This is a genomic window from Pantoea sp. E2023-21 (assembly GCF_051302795.1).
Taxonomy (GTDB): Bacteria; Pseudomonadota; Gammaproteobacteria; order Enterobacterales; family Enterobacteriaceae; genus Pantoea; species Pantoea ludwigii_A.
In genome coordinates this window covers 752,474-766,248 of sequence record NZ_CP195344.1, presented here as the reverse complement: position 1 = coordinate 766,248, position 13,775 = coordinate 752,474, and the positions used below count along the sequence as shown (strand labels likewise).

Below are 13,775 nucleotides of genomic sequence, written 5' to 3'. Positions count from 1 at the left end.
CGTGGTGCGGTTGTTGATAAGGTCGCTATGAATGGCGACCCTACGAACATTAACCGATGGTGCGATAGGCGGTGGTGACTTTCCACAAATAGCGCGGGGCCTGCGCCGCTGGATGCTTGTTCTGCACGTGCTGGTAAAACTCATTCGGCGTCATGGAATTGATCATCGCAATGGCGCGGTCGCGGTCACGCGAGAAGGTGCGCAGCAAGGCGCCCGCACCGTTGGCATAGGACACAATGGTGGCGTAACGCAGGGTCAGCGGATCGCGGATACCGGCTAACGCGGAGTCCTGCAGGATTTTAAGGTAGGCCGCGCCGATATCGATGTTCTTCGCCGGATCGCGCAACTCAGAAGAGGAAGGCTGACCATGACGGCCCTGAGTGCGATAGACTTCGCGGCCCGCAGTAGAGGCCTTGATTTGCATCAGACCGACCGCATTGGAACGGCTCACTACGGTGGGATTGCCGCCGGATTCGACACTAATAATGGCGCTGATTAACTTCTCATCAACGCCATAATGACTGGCGGCATCTTCGGTAAACATTGACCATGCATCATTCACTTTCGACGGCGGTGCCTGGGTTAACGGCGTATTCTTTTCGGGCAGTGCCGGTTTTTCCGGCTCGCTTGAACAGCCAGCAAGCAGCAGTGCAGAAAGCATAAGTAGGCGAATTTTCACTGATTTTTGGTTCCGCAATAAGGTTGGCGCAAGCTATCATACCTGGCGCAGCGCGATGCAAAATTACCGTTTATCCTAAATCGTTAAAAACCCTTACGCTACCGTGACTGTGATAACGTATTTCGTCATCATCGGCCAGCGACTCTAAGCAGGATGGAAGTTATGGTTACGCCCCGCACGCTACGTCTCATCGCCCCTTCAGGTTATTGCCACAATCAGGATGCCGCCCAACGCGCGGTGAGTCGTTTAGAGACCGCAGGTCATCACCTTGAGAACCTTTCAGCGATCGCCCGCCGCTATCAGCGTTTTGCCGGTGATGATGCACAGCGGCTGAATGATATTAATACGTTGGCAACACTGGATACCCTGCCCGATATCGTGCTGGCGGTACGTGGCGGCTATGGTGCCTCACGATTACTGGATAAGATCGATTATGCGGGCCTGCAACGTCGCTTGCTTGATCAGCCGGTGGCGCTGTGCGGACACAGCGATTTCACCGCGATTCAACTGGCGTTACTGTCGCATAGCGGGCTTATTACTTTCAGTGGCCCGATGCTGGCCGGTAATTTCGGCGCAGAGACATTATCTGATTTTACCCTATCGCACTTTTGGCAAACGCTAACATCACCTACAGTTAATCTGAGTTGGCGCAGCGAAAGCCCGGACCACGGTCGCTGGCAAGGCACCTTGTGGGGCGGCAATTTAGCGATGATTTGCTCGCTGATTGGTACGCCGTGGATGCCGCAAATCGAAGGTGGCATTTTGGTGATCGAGGATGTGAACGAGCATCCGTTCCGCATCGAACGGATGCTGATCCAGCTGCAGCAAAGTGGCATCTTGTCACGCCAGCAAGCGATTATTACCGGCAGCTTTACCAGCACCACGCTGTCGGCGTACGACAACGGTTTTGATTTTGCCACCGTGTGGCAGCGCATCCGTGACGAGTTCCAGATTCCGGTGATCAGCGATCTGGCTTTTGGCCACGATGCCGATACTGTGACATTGCCGCTCGGTGCCAGCGCCACGTTGCAGATTGAGAAGGGAGAAGCACAGTTCGCCTTCACCGGCCACCCGACATTGCGCTAACGTTTTGCCGCAGGAGACCGACATTGAAGCCACTGTACGACGACTTGTGGATCTCCACCCCAGAATTCCCCGCTGAAGAGACGGCGAGTGATTTAATGATGCATGGCTTTATGCTGTGCCATCCACGTGGCAATTTATTGATTGGTCGCGTGGAGCATCCGCTCGACCATGAATTCATCAATGATGCCGGCGGTATTATTCGCCACTATTTCACCCACTGGCATGAAGCCGCGCCAGGCGCAATCGCTATTCAGCAACGCTTTAATAGCGCGCTTTATTGTCACAGTCGTTCGCTGGGTCCGGTCAGTTTGGTGATTGAGCCTGACGAAACCTTCACCCAGCAAGAGACGCACTTCGGCGATTTTCACCTGTTGCCAACGCCCGGTCATACGCCCGGCAGTAGCAGCTATCTCTATCACTCGCCGCTGGGCCACACGTATCTTTTCGTTGGCGATACGCTTACCCGCGACTACAACCGCTGGATCAGCGTGCTGATGCCGGAAAGTAATCCCACCGAATTGCAGCAGTCGCTGGAGCTTTACCGCTCATTGCGTCCCGATGTGGTGTTAATGAGCACCACGCGCGGCCATCTTTCATGGGCAAAAGTGAACTTGCAGAGCTGGCTCGCAGCGATTGATGAGGCGGAACAGTCACCGCTGGATCTGCGCCAACGGCAACTGATTTAAGTCACGAGTGAGGACGTGCGCTGTCGTCGTCGCGTTCCAGCGAAAGAATCTGCGCGTCACGTTGATCGGTGCGGCTACAGGGCAGCAACTTGTTGCTGTTGGCATAGACGAAGAAGGTTTCATCGTTATTTTTATTCACGATTAGCTGATCGCCATTGCGAAAACGGGTGATGGCGACTTTGTCACCGCCTTTCAGGCTGGTACGCTGCTGTCCGGCAGCAATCTGGAAATGGCGCGTGGGCCACATTAAAGTGCTCAAACCATATTCGGCACGCGATACCGTCATAGTGGGACGACCGGGACAGGTGATTTGATATTCGGTTTCGCTCCAGGCGGGCGCAATCTGACAAGCCAGCACGCCAACGGCCATTATTATCGCCTTCATTGGATTCTCCGCTGAGGTTACATGATGATTTCGTTGGTATTTTCTACAGAAGGGTAGCACATATTGAATGCCAGGCAGCAGAAAGATGAAGACGTAATGGCATTGCTGCTGCGGTAAGTCTTTCGACTTAACAGCAGCAATGCCATTTTACAGAGTACGCGACGGGATGGTAGGGAAGAGGAAACTACTCAGCAGCCACTTGTGCCGCGACTAACATCAATGCCAGCCCGGCCTCGTCGGCATCAAAACGCTGCATTACTTCCTGGATGGCCGCTACGCAGTTCATGACCTGCTTTTTTTTGTCGGCTTCTAATTTGTCAATCGCGTGCTGAAGAATCATTAAACTCGCTTCTTCTTCTTTCATTCATTTACCCTTGTTTTGCTTACCTGATGCGCAACGCTGGCAAGAATACCGTTTCTCTGCTACTAAAGTCACCCCTTAACATTCCTTCCGCTTAACGATTATACAAATGACAAATGGGAAGCAGCGTCAGACCTGCTATGATCCACTTATCAGTACGCATTGGCGTGCCATTGCAAACCAGGGAAAGAAGCAGGTGCTCATGTGGCGAATTACGGTTGTACTCACCCTTTTAGTTTTAGCTGGCTGCAGTTCCTCGCCGAAAGGTGTCGATTGTCCGGGCGAAGTGTCGACGATTTATGGACAATCGATGGGCAATACCCAAGCGCGCATCTTTGATTTGGTGAGCGCCTTCGCTGTGTCGCGCGATGGGGTAAAAGTGCAAAGCGGAACGTTGCACTCCACCGATCGTTTTCAATATGTGCCCTCGGCCGTCACCGCTGAAGGCCTGTACGCGCAGCGTTTGTCGGATAAACAATTCCGCCTGATCAATCCCTATCAGAACACCATGATCACCTGGACGTGCCCATAAGCCGTGCGTCGCAGCGCGAGATGGTTTATTGTCTGCCCATCTCACGCTGCGGACCTGCATGATGGAAAAAAGTCTGGATAACAACGGCTATATCGATTTCCCCTTCCCGGCCACCACCAATACTAATGGCACGCTTAATCCCTGTGGATTTGACCTCACGCAGGAAACCGATCGTATTGATGAAATCAGCGCAGGTAAACATTCCGAAAATATGCGGCGTCTGCTGGAAGAGGTGAATTTGCAGGATGGCTTGTTTATGACGCTCGCCTGCGATTGGCAGCAGCGTGAAGATGGCGTGTGTGGTTTTATCGACGTGGCGTTTCGCCCGACCATCGCTGGCTTCAACACGGAAGAGACGCAAAATCTCGATCGGGCGTTTGAGATCTACCTGAGTCGGCAAGAGAAGCAGCACAATATGCAGAGTGGCACGCTGATCAATTACGCACGTGCCGTGCTCGATTGGGGCTGGTCACCGCTGCAGCAGCGCCATCTGCGCTATGAGAAAGTGACCATACGCTACTATTGCCAGCAAGCCGATGATGCCGAATGGTGTTTTGATCATCTGCGCCACTTTTTGGTCAGCTGGTATCCGGCTTATCGTGGAAACGAATAGCTTTCTGCAAGAGACAGAATTTTCGCGTACTGCAAACTGCTGTTACAACCTTTACCGCTGCGTCATTTGCTGACTACAGTTTCTCTGACTACGCTTTACAGGACATTCACCACTATCAGGGAGTTATTATGAGCGACAAAGCGGAAGCAAAATTGAATGAAGCGGCAGGTGCCGTACAGGAAAAATTTGGCGAATTCACCGGCTCACGCCGCCAGCAAGCTAAAGGCGCGGCGCGTCGTTATCCGGCTCAGGCCAGCTATGCGGTTCAGGACGCAGCGGATTGTGTGGTGAAATCGGTACGCGATAATCCCGCGACCGGCCTGGCAGTTGCAGCCAGCATTGGTGTGATTGTCGGTTTTCTGCTCGGACGGAAATAATCCGTCAAAACGGGGCCGTGCTGGCCCCGTTACTCGTTAATCTGTAACGCTCAAGCCTGCGAACGCCGCGCCTTATAGCGTGCAACCATGGTCATCAGCGCCTGGTATATCAATCCCGCATACAAGCTCATCACGATTACCATGCCAAACTCTTTACCCTGCGCCTGCCACGACACAAACCACATAAAAACGCCCCACAACAGGGAAAACAGCAACCAGCCTTTGACGAACTTGATGACACCTTGCATACCACCTCCTAAATCGTAAGCGTTGAAGATAGCGGGTTAATGGGTAAGACACACTGTCGCTAACGCTTAATTGCTATCGATTTCAAATTTCTGCGAAAGGGAATGTAAACCAGAGATGATGTAGACTATTGCGCACGCGTCGTATATCGCCTTCGGCGTGTTTATGTTTGAATTCCCGCCAACACTGTCCGGCATGTGGTTGAAATGAATTACTTAAGCAAGATACAAAATTTTATTGAGGGCAACACGGTGCTTTCGGCCGCTTTTAGCCTGCTATTACTGATGTTTGCCGGCATGATTGCTCATCTTATCTGTAAATTCTTTATCGTTAAGGTGGTCAGAAAGGTGTTCTTCAGCACGCACAAGAATCAGGTGCCGCTGGATAAGGACGTCAGGCTGTCGGAGAAGCTCTCCAACTTTATCCCGGTGATCACGGTTTATTACCTGCTGCAATTTATGCCGGATTTACCTGAGCATTTGCTGATAGCGATAAAGACCATCTGCGGCATTTTGTTCTTCGTCTATTTATCGCTGTTCTTTACCGAAGTACTGGAGATTGTTAATAACTCCTATTCGAAAAAAGCCAAACGCAAGAATCACTCGATCAAAGGTTATATTCAGGTCGGCAAAATTCTGGTGCACATTATTTCGGCGATCATGATTCTGGCGATTATGTCGAATAAATCGCCGGTGATTATTATCTCCAGTTTGGGTGCGGTCGCGGCGGTATTGATGTTGGTGTTCCAGCACACGCTGATGTCGCTGGTGGCCAATATTCAGGTTTCATCAAACGATGTGTTGCAACTTGGCGACTGGATTGAGATGCCGGATAACGGCATCAGCGGCGAAGTGATCGATATCGCGCTGCACACCATCACCATTCGTAACTGGGACAATACGCTGTCGCGCATCCCCACCAAAAACTTCCTCACGGAAACCTACACCAACTGGCAAGCGATGTTCTCTTCGGGCGCTCGCCGCATCATGCGCAGTTTTCATCTTGATCAGATGTCGATACGCTTTCTCGATCACGACATGGTGCAGCAAATGAGCCAAATCCGTGGCGTCAGTGAGCAACTTTCAGCACTGATGGATGGCCGCGATAGCAATGCAGTAGGCGAACGCTGGTTTGCTGAAAACGGCATTACCAATTTGACGGTATTTCGTAAATACCTGACGGCATGGCTGTCGCAGCGCGATGATATCAAAAAGGACATGTATATCGTGGTGCGCGCCATGAAACCGTCGCCTGAGGGCTTACCGGTTGAAGTGTATTGCTTCACCTCGTCAGTGCTGTGGGTGGATTACGAGAACTCCCAGTCGGCTATATTCGAATATATTTACGCGATAGTGGGTCACTTCTCGCTACGGATGTACCAGCAGCCGGGCGGCAGCGATTTCTGGCGGTTGTCGCAGGAGCGGGCGCAGTTGGCCAAACCCAATGAGCAGCAAGTCGATTGATGCAAGCCATCAAAACGGGAGCCCATGGCTCCCGTTATTTTTTTGATAGTGAGTGAATGCATTTCGCTGATAACGTGACTGAGAAAACGTTGATTTTACAACTTTATTTATTCCACCTCAGCATGTAAAATTCCCATCCATTTTGAATATAATGATGTCGCCATGGCTAACATTTCAGTATGTTAAAACTCTTCTCTCGTTTTTTATCCGTTGGCATCATTAACACGTTGATACATTGGATGGTGTTTGCCGCTTTGTATTCTATGAATACTCGTCAATGGCTGGCTAATCTAATGGCTTTCAGTGTCGCCGTGACATTTTCATTCTTTGCTAATGCACGCTGGACCTTCAAAACCGAAGCCACAACACTTCGCTATGTAATGTTTGTTGCTTTTATGGGCATGATGGCTGCAGGTATTGGCAGTTTTGCCGATCATACGCAAATCAATCCGATTATTACGCTTATTTCATTTTCTCTATTAAGCTTAATATTTGGCTTCATCTATTCAAACTTTATTGTTTTTAAGGTGAAAAAGTGAAAATTTCTCTGGTTGTTCCCGTTTTCAATGAAGAAGATGCCATTCCCCTATTTTACCGTACCGTTAAAGAAAAACTCTCTTCTTACGATCTCGAAATCATCTTCATTAACGACGGCAGTAGCGATAAAACAGAGCAGATTATTCAGTCACTTCGGGATGATGACGAGTCTGTGTTAGTCATTAGCTTAATTCGAAACTTCGGTAAAGAAGCCGCATTGCTCGCAGGCATTGAGCATGCGAGTGGTGATGCAGTGATTCCGATCGACGTTGACCTTCAGGATCCTATTGACGTGATTCCCCTGCTAATAAAAAAATGGCAGGAAGGCTGGCCGATTGTATTAGCAAAACGCATTGATAGAAGTAGTGATAGTCATTTTAAGCGTCAAACTGCCGCATGGTTTTACAAGCTACACAATAAAATCAGTTCACCAAAGCTTGAGGAGAATGTTGGCGATTTCCGCTTACTTTCCCGCGCCACAGTAGAAAACATCAAGCTGTTGCAGGAACGAAATCTGTTTATGAAAGGTATTCTAAGTTGGGTTGAAGGTGATGTTGCCATCGTAGAATATAGCCGCTCAGCGCGCGTCGCAGGAAAACCCAAGTTCAACGGCTGGCGACTTTGGAATCTGGCTCTTGAAGGACTAACCAGTTTTTCAACCTTTCCGCTAAGAGTTTGGACCTATATTGGGTTTATGGTTGCAGCGTTGTCTTTCCTTTATGGGGCATGGATGATTGGGGCATGGATGATTATTGATAAAATAATCTGGGGAAACCCTGTAGCAGGTTATCCATCATTGCTGGTATCAATACTCTTTTTAGGTGGAGTTCAGTTAATAGGGATAGGTGTATTAGGTGAATATATTGGCAGAATATATATTGAAACCAAACATAGACCTCGATATATAAAAAAGGAAACAAATGACTAACATATTTAGAAGCAACCTCAAAGTTTATATTTTTTTAGCTGCCGCTTTGTTTGCCTGCTACAGTCCTGTTTTTCTCTCAAGCTATGCTTTTTCTGATGATTGGTACTATTTGTTCAATTCTCAGAGTGATCCCGCAAGCATTTTTAAGTGGGACGCCCTTTCAGGAAGGCCAGCATATGGCGCTTTGCGCTTCCTGTTTTCTTTCCTGATATTCAGTGTCGATTCATTAATACTGCTAAGGTTGTTATCTGTTTTTACTCTCATAATACTGAGTTGTTATTTATACAGATTCATCACTGAGAGAGGGATTCTAAGAAATAATTTTCAGCGAGTGATATTCTCTTTAATAATTTGTTTGCTGCCCTCTTTTCAGGTATTCAACGCCTGGTCAGTGTGTTTTCCGTTTGTCACATCTATTCTTCTTGCGGGATTAAGCTACTCGGCCCTCACTAAATTGCGTGGTTTTATCGGAATTGCCTTGTCAGCCTTGCTGATTATCCTGTCCTTTGCTATTTATCAACCCACCGCAATGTGTTTCCTTTTTTTTGCCTTTATGGATACCTGTCTAACCGCACGGAAAGTCGAAAAAAAGCAACTGTTGCGCATTTTTGCCATGATATTCTTTGGCATGTTGATGGCATTGATATTAGCCAAATCTGTACCGCAGCTGTTGTTTGGCGAGACACTGTCAAGAAGTAACATTACTTTTGACGTGGTTGGAAAAATAAAATGGTTCTTTGCTGAACCCTTAAAAAATGCCATCTGTAATTTTGATACCGGCAGAAAAGCATTATCAATCATTATTTCTCTCATCTTTATATTCATTGGATTGAATAAGATTAAAGATCATGGCAAAGAGAAAGTCGTGTTATCTTTGCTGTTCGCTATTGCAGCTGTGACACCAAACTTGCTCGTCACTGAGAGTTGGGCAGCTTACCGCACTATAGTGGCGATCTCGTTGATTACCACATCCTGTTTCCTGCTCGGGCTTTTCTTTATTATCGATAAAACCAGATATTCACGTTATATCGCTATTTTGCTTCCTGTCGCTGCCGGATTACTCGCAGCCAGTAATATTAACGAGGGCTTTTCTTCGCCTCAGCAAAAAGAATATGCGCTTTTACAGGCCGAGATCACTAAAGTCGTCCCAAAAGAGTTTGATGGCGCCCTTTACTACCGATTGAATACTGAAAATTTGCCTAAAATTGCAAAATCATCGAAATATGATGAGTTTGGTTCTTTATCTTTGGGTATGCCCTGGACATTTGCAGGTATGGCATTCACCGTGAAAAAAGAGACGGCGATGAATTTCATTCTACCTGTATCACCTGTGCTTACCGGTAATGAGAACTGCACAGGCAAGTGTATGATCATTGATGCTCAGTCGGTGCTGGCAATGCAATAAATTTTAGCCGCGGTAACCGCGAATTGCAGATTAAAAAAAACGGGAGCCAATGGCTCCCGTTATGCTTTCTGCCTGAAGGGCAAATTACATGTTGCTGATGATTGCGTCACCAAACTCTGAACATTTCAGCAGTTTAGCGCCTTCCATCAGACGTTCGAAATCGTAAGTCACGGTTTTGTTAGCGATAGCGCCTTCAACACCTTTCACGATTAAGTCAGCCGCTTCGAACCACTCCAGATGACGCAGCATCATTTCTGCTGACAGAATCACTGAACCTGGGTTCACTTTATCCTGACCTGCATACTTAGGTGCCGTACCGTGGGTCGCTTCGAACAGTGCACATTCGTCACCGATGTTCGCGCCAGGGGCGATACCGATACCGCCAACCTGAGCCGCCAGGGCATCAGAGATGTAGTCACCGTTCAGGTTCATACAGGCGATTACGTCGTATTCAGCTGGACGCAGCAGGATTTGCTGCAGGAAGGCATCGGCGATCACGTCTTTAACGATGATCTCTTTACCGGTGTTCGGGTTCTTGAACTTCATCCACGGGCCGCCATCGATCAGCTCGCCGCCGAACTCTTCTTTCACTAACTGGTAGCCCCAGTCTTTGAAAGAACCTTCGGTGAACTTCATGATGTTGCCTTTGTGAACCAGGGTCAGAGAATCACGATCGTTGGTGATGGTGTATTCAACCGCTGCGCGCACCAGACGTTTAGTGCCCTCTTCCGAGCATGGCTTAACGCCGATACCGCATTGCTCAGGGAAGCGAATTTTCTTCACGCCCATCTCTTCGCGCAGGAACTTGATCACTTTATCCGCTTCTGGCGTGCCCGCTTTCCACTCGATACCGGCATAGATATCTTCTGAGTTTTCACGGAAGATCACCATGTCGGTCTCTTCTGGACGCTTAACCGGGCTTGGTGTGCCTTTGTAGTAGCGAACTGGACGCAGACATACGTACAGATCCAGCTCCTGACGCAACGCAACGTTAAGAGAACGAATACCACCACCGACTGGGGTGGTCAGCGGGCCTTTAATAGCAACGCGGTATTCTTTGATTAAATCGAGGGTTTCCTGCGGCAGCCAGACATCCTGGCCGTAGAGTTCTACTGATTTTTCGCCGGTGTAAATTTCCATCCAGGAAATTTTTCGCTCGCCGTTGTAGGCTTTCTTCACAGCGGCATCAACCACTTTCAACATTACCGGGGAAACATCAACGCCGATACCGTCACCTTCAATGTAAGGAATAATCGGGTTATTCGGAACATTCAGTTTTCCCTGATCCAGGGTGATTTTTTGACCTTCCGCCGGAACAACTACTTTGCTTTCCATCAACCTCTCCTTCGAGCGATTTTTTGTTAATGATTTGTAAGATGCGGGTCAATACTACTTGATTATTTCCGCTACGCCAATCACCGTAGTTTCGCGCTATAATGCGCCGAATGTTTCTGACTGCAAAGCCCATGCGAAAAACTTCTCAACGAATTCACCAGGATAAGCGTGCGAACGCCCCGGTACGTAAGCCCATGCGCCGCGATGCCCGTCCACAAGGCCCAAGACGCGTCATACTCTTTAACAAACCATTCGATGTCTTGCCACAATTTAGTGATGAAGCTGGACGCCGCACGCTGAAGGATTTTGTGCCGGTAAGCGACGTTTATGCCGCAGGCCGCCTCGATCGTGATAGCGAAGGTTTGATGATTTTAACCAACGATGGCGCACTGCAGGCCGCACTGACGCAGCCCGGCAAGCGCACCGGGAAAGTCTATTTTGTGCAGGTGGAAGGGGCACCGCAGGAATCAGATTTATCCCCATTACGCAGTGGCGTGACGCTGAAAGATGGCCCAACTTTGCCGGCGGGCGTGGAGTTAGTGGCCGAGCCTGAGTGGCTGTGGCCGCGCCAGCCGCCGATTCGCGAGCGCAAAGCGATCCCCACTCGCTGGTTGAAAATCACCCTGTTTGAGGGGCGTAACCGGCAGGTTCGCCGCATGACGGCACATATCGGTTTTCCGACGCTGCGCCTGATTCGCTTTGCGATGGGCGAACATCAGTTAGGCGATTTGCCGCCGGGTGAATGGCGCGACATCAGCGCAGCCATTTAATAACTTTTAGTTAACAATTTCGGAGGAAGGATGTTTAAACCTCATGTAACCGTCGCCTGTATGGTGCAAGCACAGGGACATTTGCTGGTGGTCGAAGAGCGCGTGCATGGCCGCATCACCTGGAATCAGCCCGCCGGGCATCTTGAAGCCGATGAAACCCTTCTCGAAGCTGCGCAGCGTGAACTGTTTGAAGAGACGGGCATCGACGCCCAACCCGAATATTTCCTTGGCGTACAGCAGTGGATTGCGCCGGACGATACACCTTTTGTGCGTTTCCTGTTTGGCCTCGATTTGGCCGAAAAAGTCGAGACTTCGCCGCACGATCGTGACATCGATTGCTGCTGGTGGCTGCCGCCAGAGCAGATTCTAACGGCCAATCGCCTGCGTTCGCCGTTAGTGGCAGAAAGCGTGCGGCTGTGGCAACAAGGCGAGCGATATCCGCTGCAACTGGTCGCGCCGTTCCAGTGGCCGTTTCATGAGGGTGCGCGCCCCGCTTCTGCATGATAGAATGCGCCGCCTGTTTTTATTGTAATTTAAGAGTGCGTCATGTCTGACAACAGCCAGAAAAAAGTGATCGTCGGAATGTCCGGCGGCGTCGATTCTTCCGTTTCCGCCTGGTTACTGCAACAGCAGGGCTATCAGGTAGAAGGCCTGTTCATGAAGAACTGGGAGGAAGACGATGGCGAGGAGTATTGCACCGCCGCCGATGATCTGGCCGACGCACAAGCCGTGTGTGACAAACTCGGCATCAAACTGCACAAAATCAACTTCGCCGCTGAGTACTGGGATAACGTGTTCGAACACTTCCTGGAAGAGTACAAAGCCGGCCGCACGCCGAACCCCGACATCCTGTGCAATAAAGAGATCAAGTTCAAAGCCTTCCTCGAATTCGCGGCGGACGATCTCGGCGCAGACTTCATCGCCACCGGCCACTATGTGCGCCGTCAGGATGTTGACGGGCAAAGCCGTCTGCTGCGCGGCCTCGACGGCAACAAAGATCAGAGCTATTTCCTCTATACCTTGAGCCACCAGCAGATTGCGCAAAGCTTGTTCCCGGTGGGCGAACTGGAAAAACCAGAAGTGCGCCGCATCGCTGAACAGCTTGATCTGATCACCGCGAAGAAGAAAGACTCTACCGGTATCTGCTTCATCGGCGAGCGCAAGTTCCGCGACTTCCTCGGCCGCTATTTGCCTGCGCAGCCGGGCGAGATTGAGACCGTTGACGGCGACATCGTCGGTGAGCATCAGGGTTTGATGTATCACACGCTCGGCCAGCGTAAAGGCCTGGGCATTGGCGGTCGTAAAGAGAGCAATGACGATCCCTGGTATGTGGTCGACAAAGATGTGGCGCGCAATCGCTTGATCGTCGCGCAAGGTGGCGAGCATCCGCGCCTGATGTCAGTGGGTTTGATTGCCCAACAGCTGCACTGGGTCGATCGCCAGCCGATCACCGCCCCACTGCGCTGTACGGTGAAAACGCGCTATCGCCAGACCGACATTCCATGTGAAATCATTCCACATGGCGACGACCGTATTGAAGTCCGTTTTGACGAGCCGGTTGCGGCCGTCACGCCAGGCCAATCCGCCGTGTTCTATCTCGGTGACGTGTGCCTTGGCGGCGGCATTATCGAACAACGCCTGCCTCTGGCAGAAGCCTAAGGTCGGCGCTGCCCGACGCGATGACAGGAGTTAAGCGTGGCTAAGAACTATTATGAGATTACGCTGGCGCTGGCGGGCGTATGCCAGGCCGCCCATGTGGTGCAACAGCTCGCGCAGCAAGGACATTGCAATAACGCGGCACTGAATGTGTCGCTGCGCAGCCTGATCGATCTCAATCCCGGCTCGACGCTGGCGGTGTTTGGCAACGATGAGGCCAATCTGCAGTTAGGCTTAGAAACGTTGATGGCCGTGCTGAACAGCAGCAACCGTAAAGGTGCTAGCGCGGAACTGACCCGTTATACGCTGAGCATGATGGTGCTGGAGCGTAAGCTACACGGCAATAAAACCGCGATGGATACGCTGGCACAGCGCATTAGCCAACTCGACCGCCAGTTAGCGCATTACGAGCTGGAATCGGACACCATCACCAGCGCGATGGCCGGCATTTATGTGGATGTGATTAGCCCGCTGGGCCCGCGCATTCAGGTAACGGGTTCGCCGCAGGTATTACAGAATTCACAAGTGCAGAGTAAAGTGCGCGCCGCCCTGCTGGCCGGCATTCGCTCTGCGGTGTTATGGCAGCAGGTTGGCGGTGGCCGTCTGCAGCTGATGTTCTCGCGCCAGCGTCTGCTGGGCGAAGCCAAAACCATTTTATCCCGCCTGGGCCCGGCGTATTAAGCGCTGCCCTGGCATCATTGTTAAACGATTCAGGA

General features: G+C 50.5%; 18 protein-coding genes. 13 read left to right on the top strand and 5 right to left on the bottom strand.

All coding sequences use genetic code 11. The features are described from left to right. Window positions 1-49: 49 nt before the first annotated feature. The gene (gene emtA, locus ACRQ84_RS03695; RefSeq protein WP_064740925.1) at window positions 50-661 is read right to left on the bottom strand and encodes a membrane-bound lytic murein transglycosylase EmtA; all 612 of its coding nucleotides are present in this window, start codon (window positions 659-661) and stop codon (window positions 50-52) included. 180 nt (window positions 662-841) lie between these two features. On the opposite strand from emtA, the gene ldcA reads away from it, so the two are divergent. Together ldcA and ACRQ84_RS03685 are read left to right on the top strand one after the other, a co-directional pair. Further along, window positions 842-1,765: a muramoyltetrapeptide carboxypeptidase gene (gene ldcA, locus ACRQ84_RS03690; protein WP_483817203.1), complete on the top strand. Its 924-nt coding sequence runs from the start codon at window positions 842-844 to the stop codon at window positions 1,763-1,765. A 23-nt stretch (window positions 1,766-1,788) separates the two neighbouring features. Further along, complete coding sequence (locus tag ACRQ84_RS03685; protein ID WP_064740923.1) at window positions 1,789-2,451, top strand: MBL fold metallo-hydrolase; 663 nt, start codon at window positions 1,789-1,791, stop codon at window positions 2,449-2,451. Between the two features lies 1 nt (window position 2,452). Here ACRQ84_RS03685 and ACRQ84_RS03680 read toward each other — a convergent pair whose 3' ends face one another. Beyond that, on the bottom strand, window positions 2,453-2,836 hold the full coding sequence (locus ACRQ84_RS03680) for a hypothetical protein (RefSeq protein WP_483817202.1): 384 nt from the start codon (window positions 2,834-2,836) through the stop codon (window positions 2,453-2,455). Window positions 2,837-3,020: 184 nt separating this feature from the next. Continuing rightward, a complete protein-coding gene (locus tag ACRQ84_RS03675; protein WP_064740921.1) occupies window positions 3,021-3,200 on the bottom strand; it encodes a hypothetical protein in 180 nt (59 codons plus the stop codon). A gap of 199 nt (window positions 3,201-3,399) precedes the next feature. On the opposite strand from ACRQ84_RS03675, the gene ACRQ84_RS03670 reads away from it, so the two are divergent. The 3 genes from ACRQ84_RS03670 (at window position 3,400) to ACRQ84_RS03660 (ending at window position 4,719) form a co-directional block, all read left to right on the top strand. Further along, a complete protein-coding gene (locus tag ACRQ84_RS03670; protein ID WP_064741212.1) occupies window positions 3,400-3,729 on the top strand; it encodes a hypothetical protein in 330 nt (109 codons plus the stop codon). A 61-nt stretch (window positions 3,730-3,790) separates the two neighbouring features. Next, window positions 3,791-4,342, top strand: coding sequence for a hypothetical protein (locus ACRQ84_RS03665; RefSeq protein ID WP_483817878.1), 552 nt, complete (start codon window positions 3,791-3,793; stop codon window positions 4,340-4,342). A gap of 128 nt (window positions 4,343-4,470) precedes the next feature. Continuing rightward, window positions 4,471-4,719 (top strand): CsbD family protein, encoded by a 249-nt coding sequence (locus tag ACRQ84_RS03660; RefSeq protein WP_007891510.1) that lies wholly within the window; start codon window positions 4,471-4,473, stop codon window positions 4,717-4,719. A gap of 50 nt (window positions 4,720-4,769) precedes the next feature. On the opposite strand, the gene ACRQ84_RS03655 is transcribed toward ACRQ84_RS03660, so the two are convergent. After that, entirely contained in the window at window positions 4,770-4,967 is a 198-nt protein-coding gene (locus tag ACRQ84_RS03655) for a DUF6404 family protein (protein WP_483817201.1), read from the bottom strand. Between the two features lie 204 nt (window positions 4,968-5,171). Between ACRQ84_RS03655 and ACRQ84_RS03650 the strand changes: the two genes are divergently transcribed. The 4 genes from ACRQ84_RS03650 to ACRQ84_RS03635 all read left to right on the top strand — a co-directional run bounded on the left by ACRQ84_RS03650 (window position 5,172) and on the right by ACRQ84_RS03635 (window position 9,298). Then, window positions 5,172-6,428, top strand: a complete 1,257-nt coding sequence (locus ACRQ84_RS03650) for a mechanosensitive ion channel family protein (protein ID WP_483817200.1) — start codon at window positions 5,172-5,174, stop codon at window positions 6,426-6,428. Window positions 6,429-6,607: 179 nt separating this feature from the next. Continuing rightward, window positions 6,608-6,967 carry a GtrA family protein gene (locus tag ACRQ84_RS03645; RefSeq protein ID WP_483817199.1) on the top strand — a complete coding sequence of 120 codons (360 nt, stop codon included), beginning with the start codon at window positions 6,608-6,610 and terminating at the stop codon, window positions 6,965-6,967. Then, window positions 6,964-7,893 carry a glycosyltransferase family 2 protein gene (locus ACRQ84_RS03640; protein WP_483817198.1) on the top strand — a complete coding sequence of 310 codons (930 nt, stop codon included), beginning with the start codon at window positions 6,964-6,966 and terminating at the stop codon, window positions 7,891-7,893. Before ACRQ84_RS03645 ends, ACRQ84_RS03640 begins: the two co-directional genes overlap by 4 nt. Further along, window positions 7,886-9,298 carry a glucosyltransferase domain-containing protein gene (locus tag ACRQ84_RS03635; RefSeq protein WP_483817197.1) on the top strand — a complete coding sequence of 471 codons (1,413 nt, stop codon included), beginning with the start codon at window positions 7,886-7,888 and terminating at the stop codon, window positions 9,296-9,298. The genes ACRQ84_RS03640 and ACRQ84_RS03635 overlap by 8 nt, the downstream gene beginning before the upstream one ends. 84 nt (window positions 9,299-9,382) lie before the next feature. Here ACRQ84_RS03635 and icd read toward each other — a convergent pair whose 3' ends face one another. Beyond that, window positions 9,383-10,633 (bottom strand): NADP-dependent isocitrate dehydrogenase, encoded by a 1,251-nt coding sequence (icd, locus tag ACRQ84_RS03630; RefSeq protein ID WP_064740914.1) that lies wholly within the window; start codon window positions 10,631-10,633, stop codon window positions 9,383-9,385. Window positions 10,634-10,764: 131 nt separating this feature from the next. Here icd and rluE point away from each other — a divergent pair, with 131 nt between their 5' ends. The 4 genes from rluE to hflD are packed head-to-tail and all read left to right on the top strand — an operon-like array spanning window position 10,765 to window position 13,740. After that, the gene (rluE, locus tag ACRQ84_RS03625; RefSeq protein ID WP_483817196.1) at window positions 10,765-11,403 is read left to right on the top strand and encodes a 23S rRNA pseudouridine(2457) synthase RluE; all 639 of its coding nucleotides are present in this window, start codon (window positions 10,765-10,767) and stop codon (window positions 11,401-11,403) included. A gap of 30 nt (window positions 11,404-11,433) precedes the next feature. Beyond that, window positions 11,434-11,907 carry an NUDIX domain-containing protein gene (locus ACRQ84_RS03620; protein ID WP_064740912.1) on the top strand — a complete coding sequence of 158 codons (474 nt, stop codon included), beginning with the start codon at window positions 11,434-11,436 and terminating at the stop codon, window positions 11,905-11,907. A 42-nt stretch (window positions 11,908-11,949) separates the two neighbouring features. After that, entirely contained in the window at window positions 11,950-13,062 is a 1,113-nt protein-coding gene (gene mnmA, locus ACRQ84_RS03615) for a tRNA 2-thiouridine(34) synthase MnmA (RefSeq protein ID WP_064740911.1), read from the top strand. Between the two features lie 36 nt (window positions 13,063-13,098). Continuing rightward, window positions 13,099-13,740 carry a high frequency lysogenization protein HflD gene (gene hflD / locus ACRQ84_RS03610; protein ID WP_064740910.1) on the top strand — a complete coding sequence of 214 codons (642 nt, stop codon included), beginning with the start codon at window positions 13,099-13,101 and terminating at the stop codon, window positions 13,738-13,740. The last annotated feature ends 35 nt before the right edge of the window (window positions 13,741-13,775 follow it).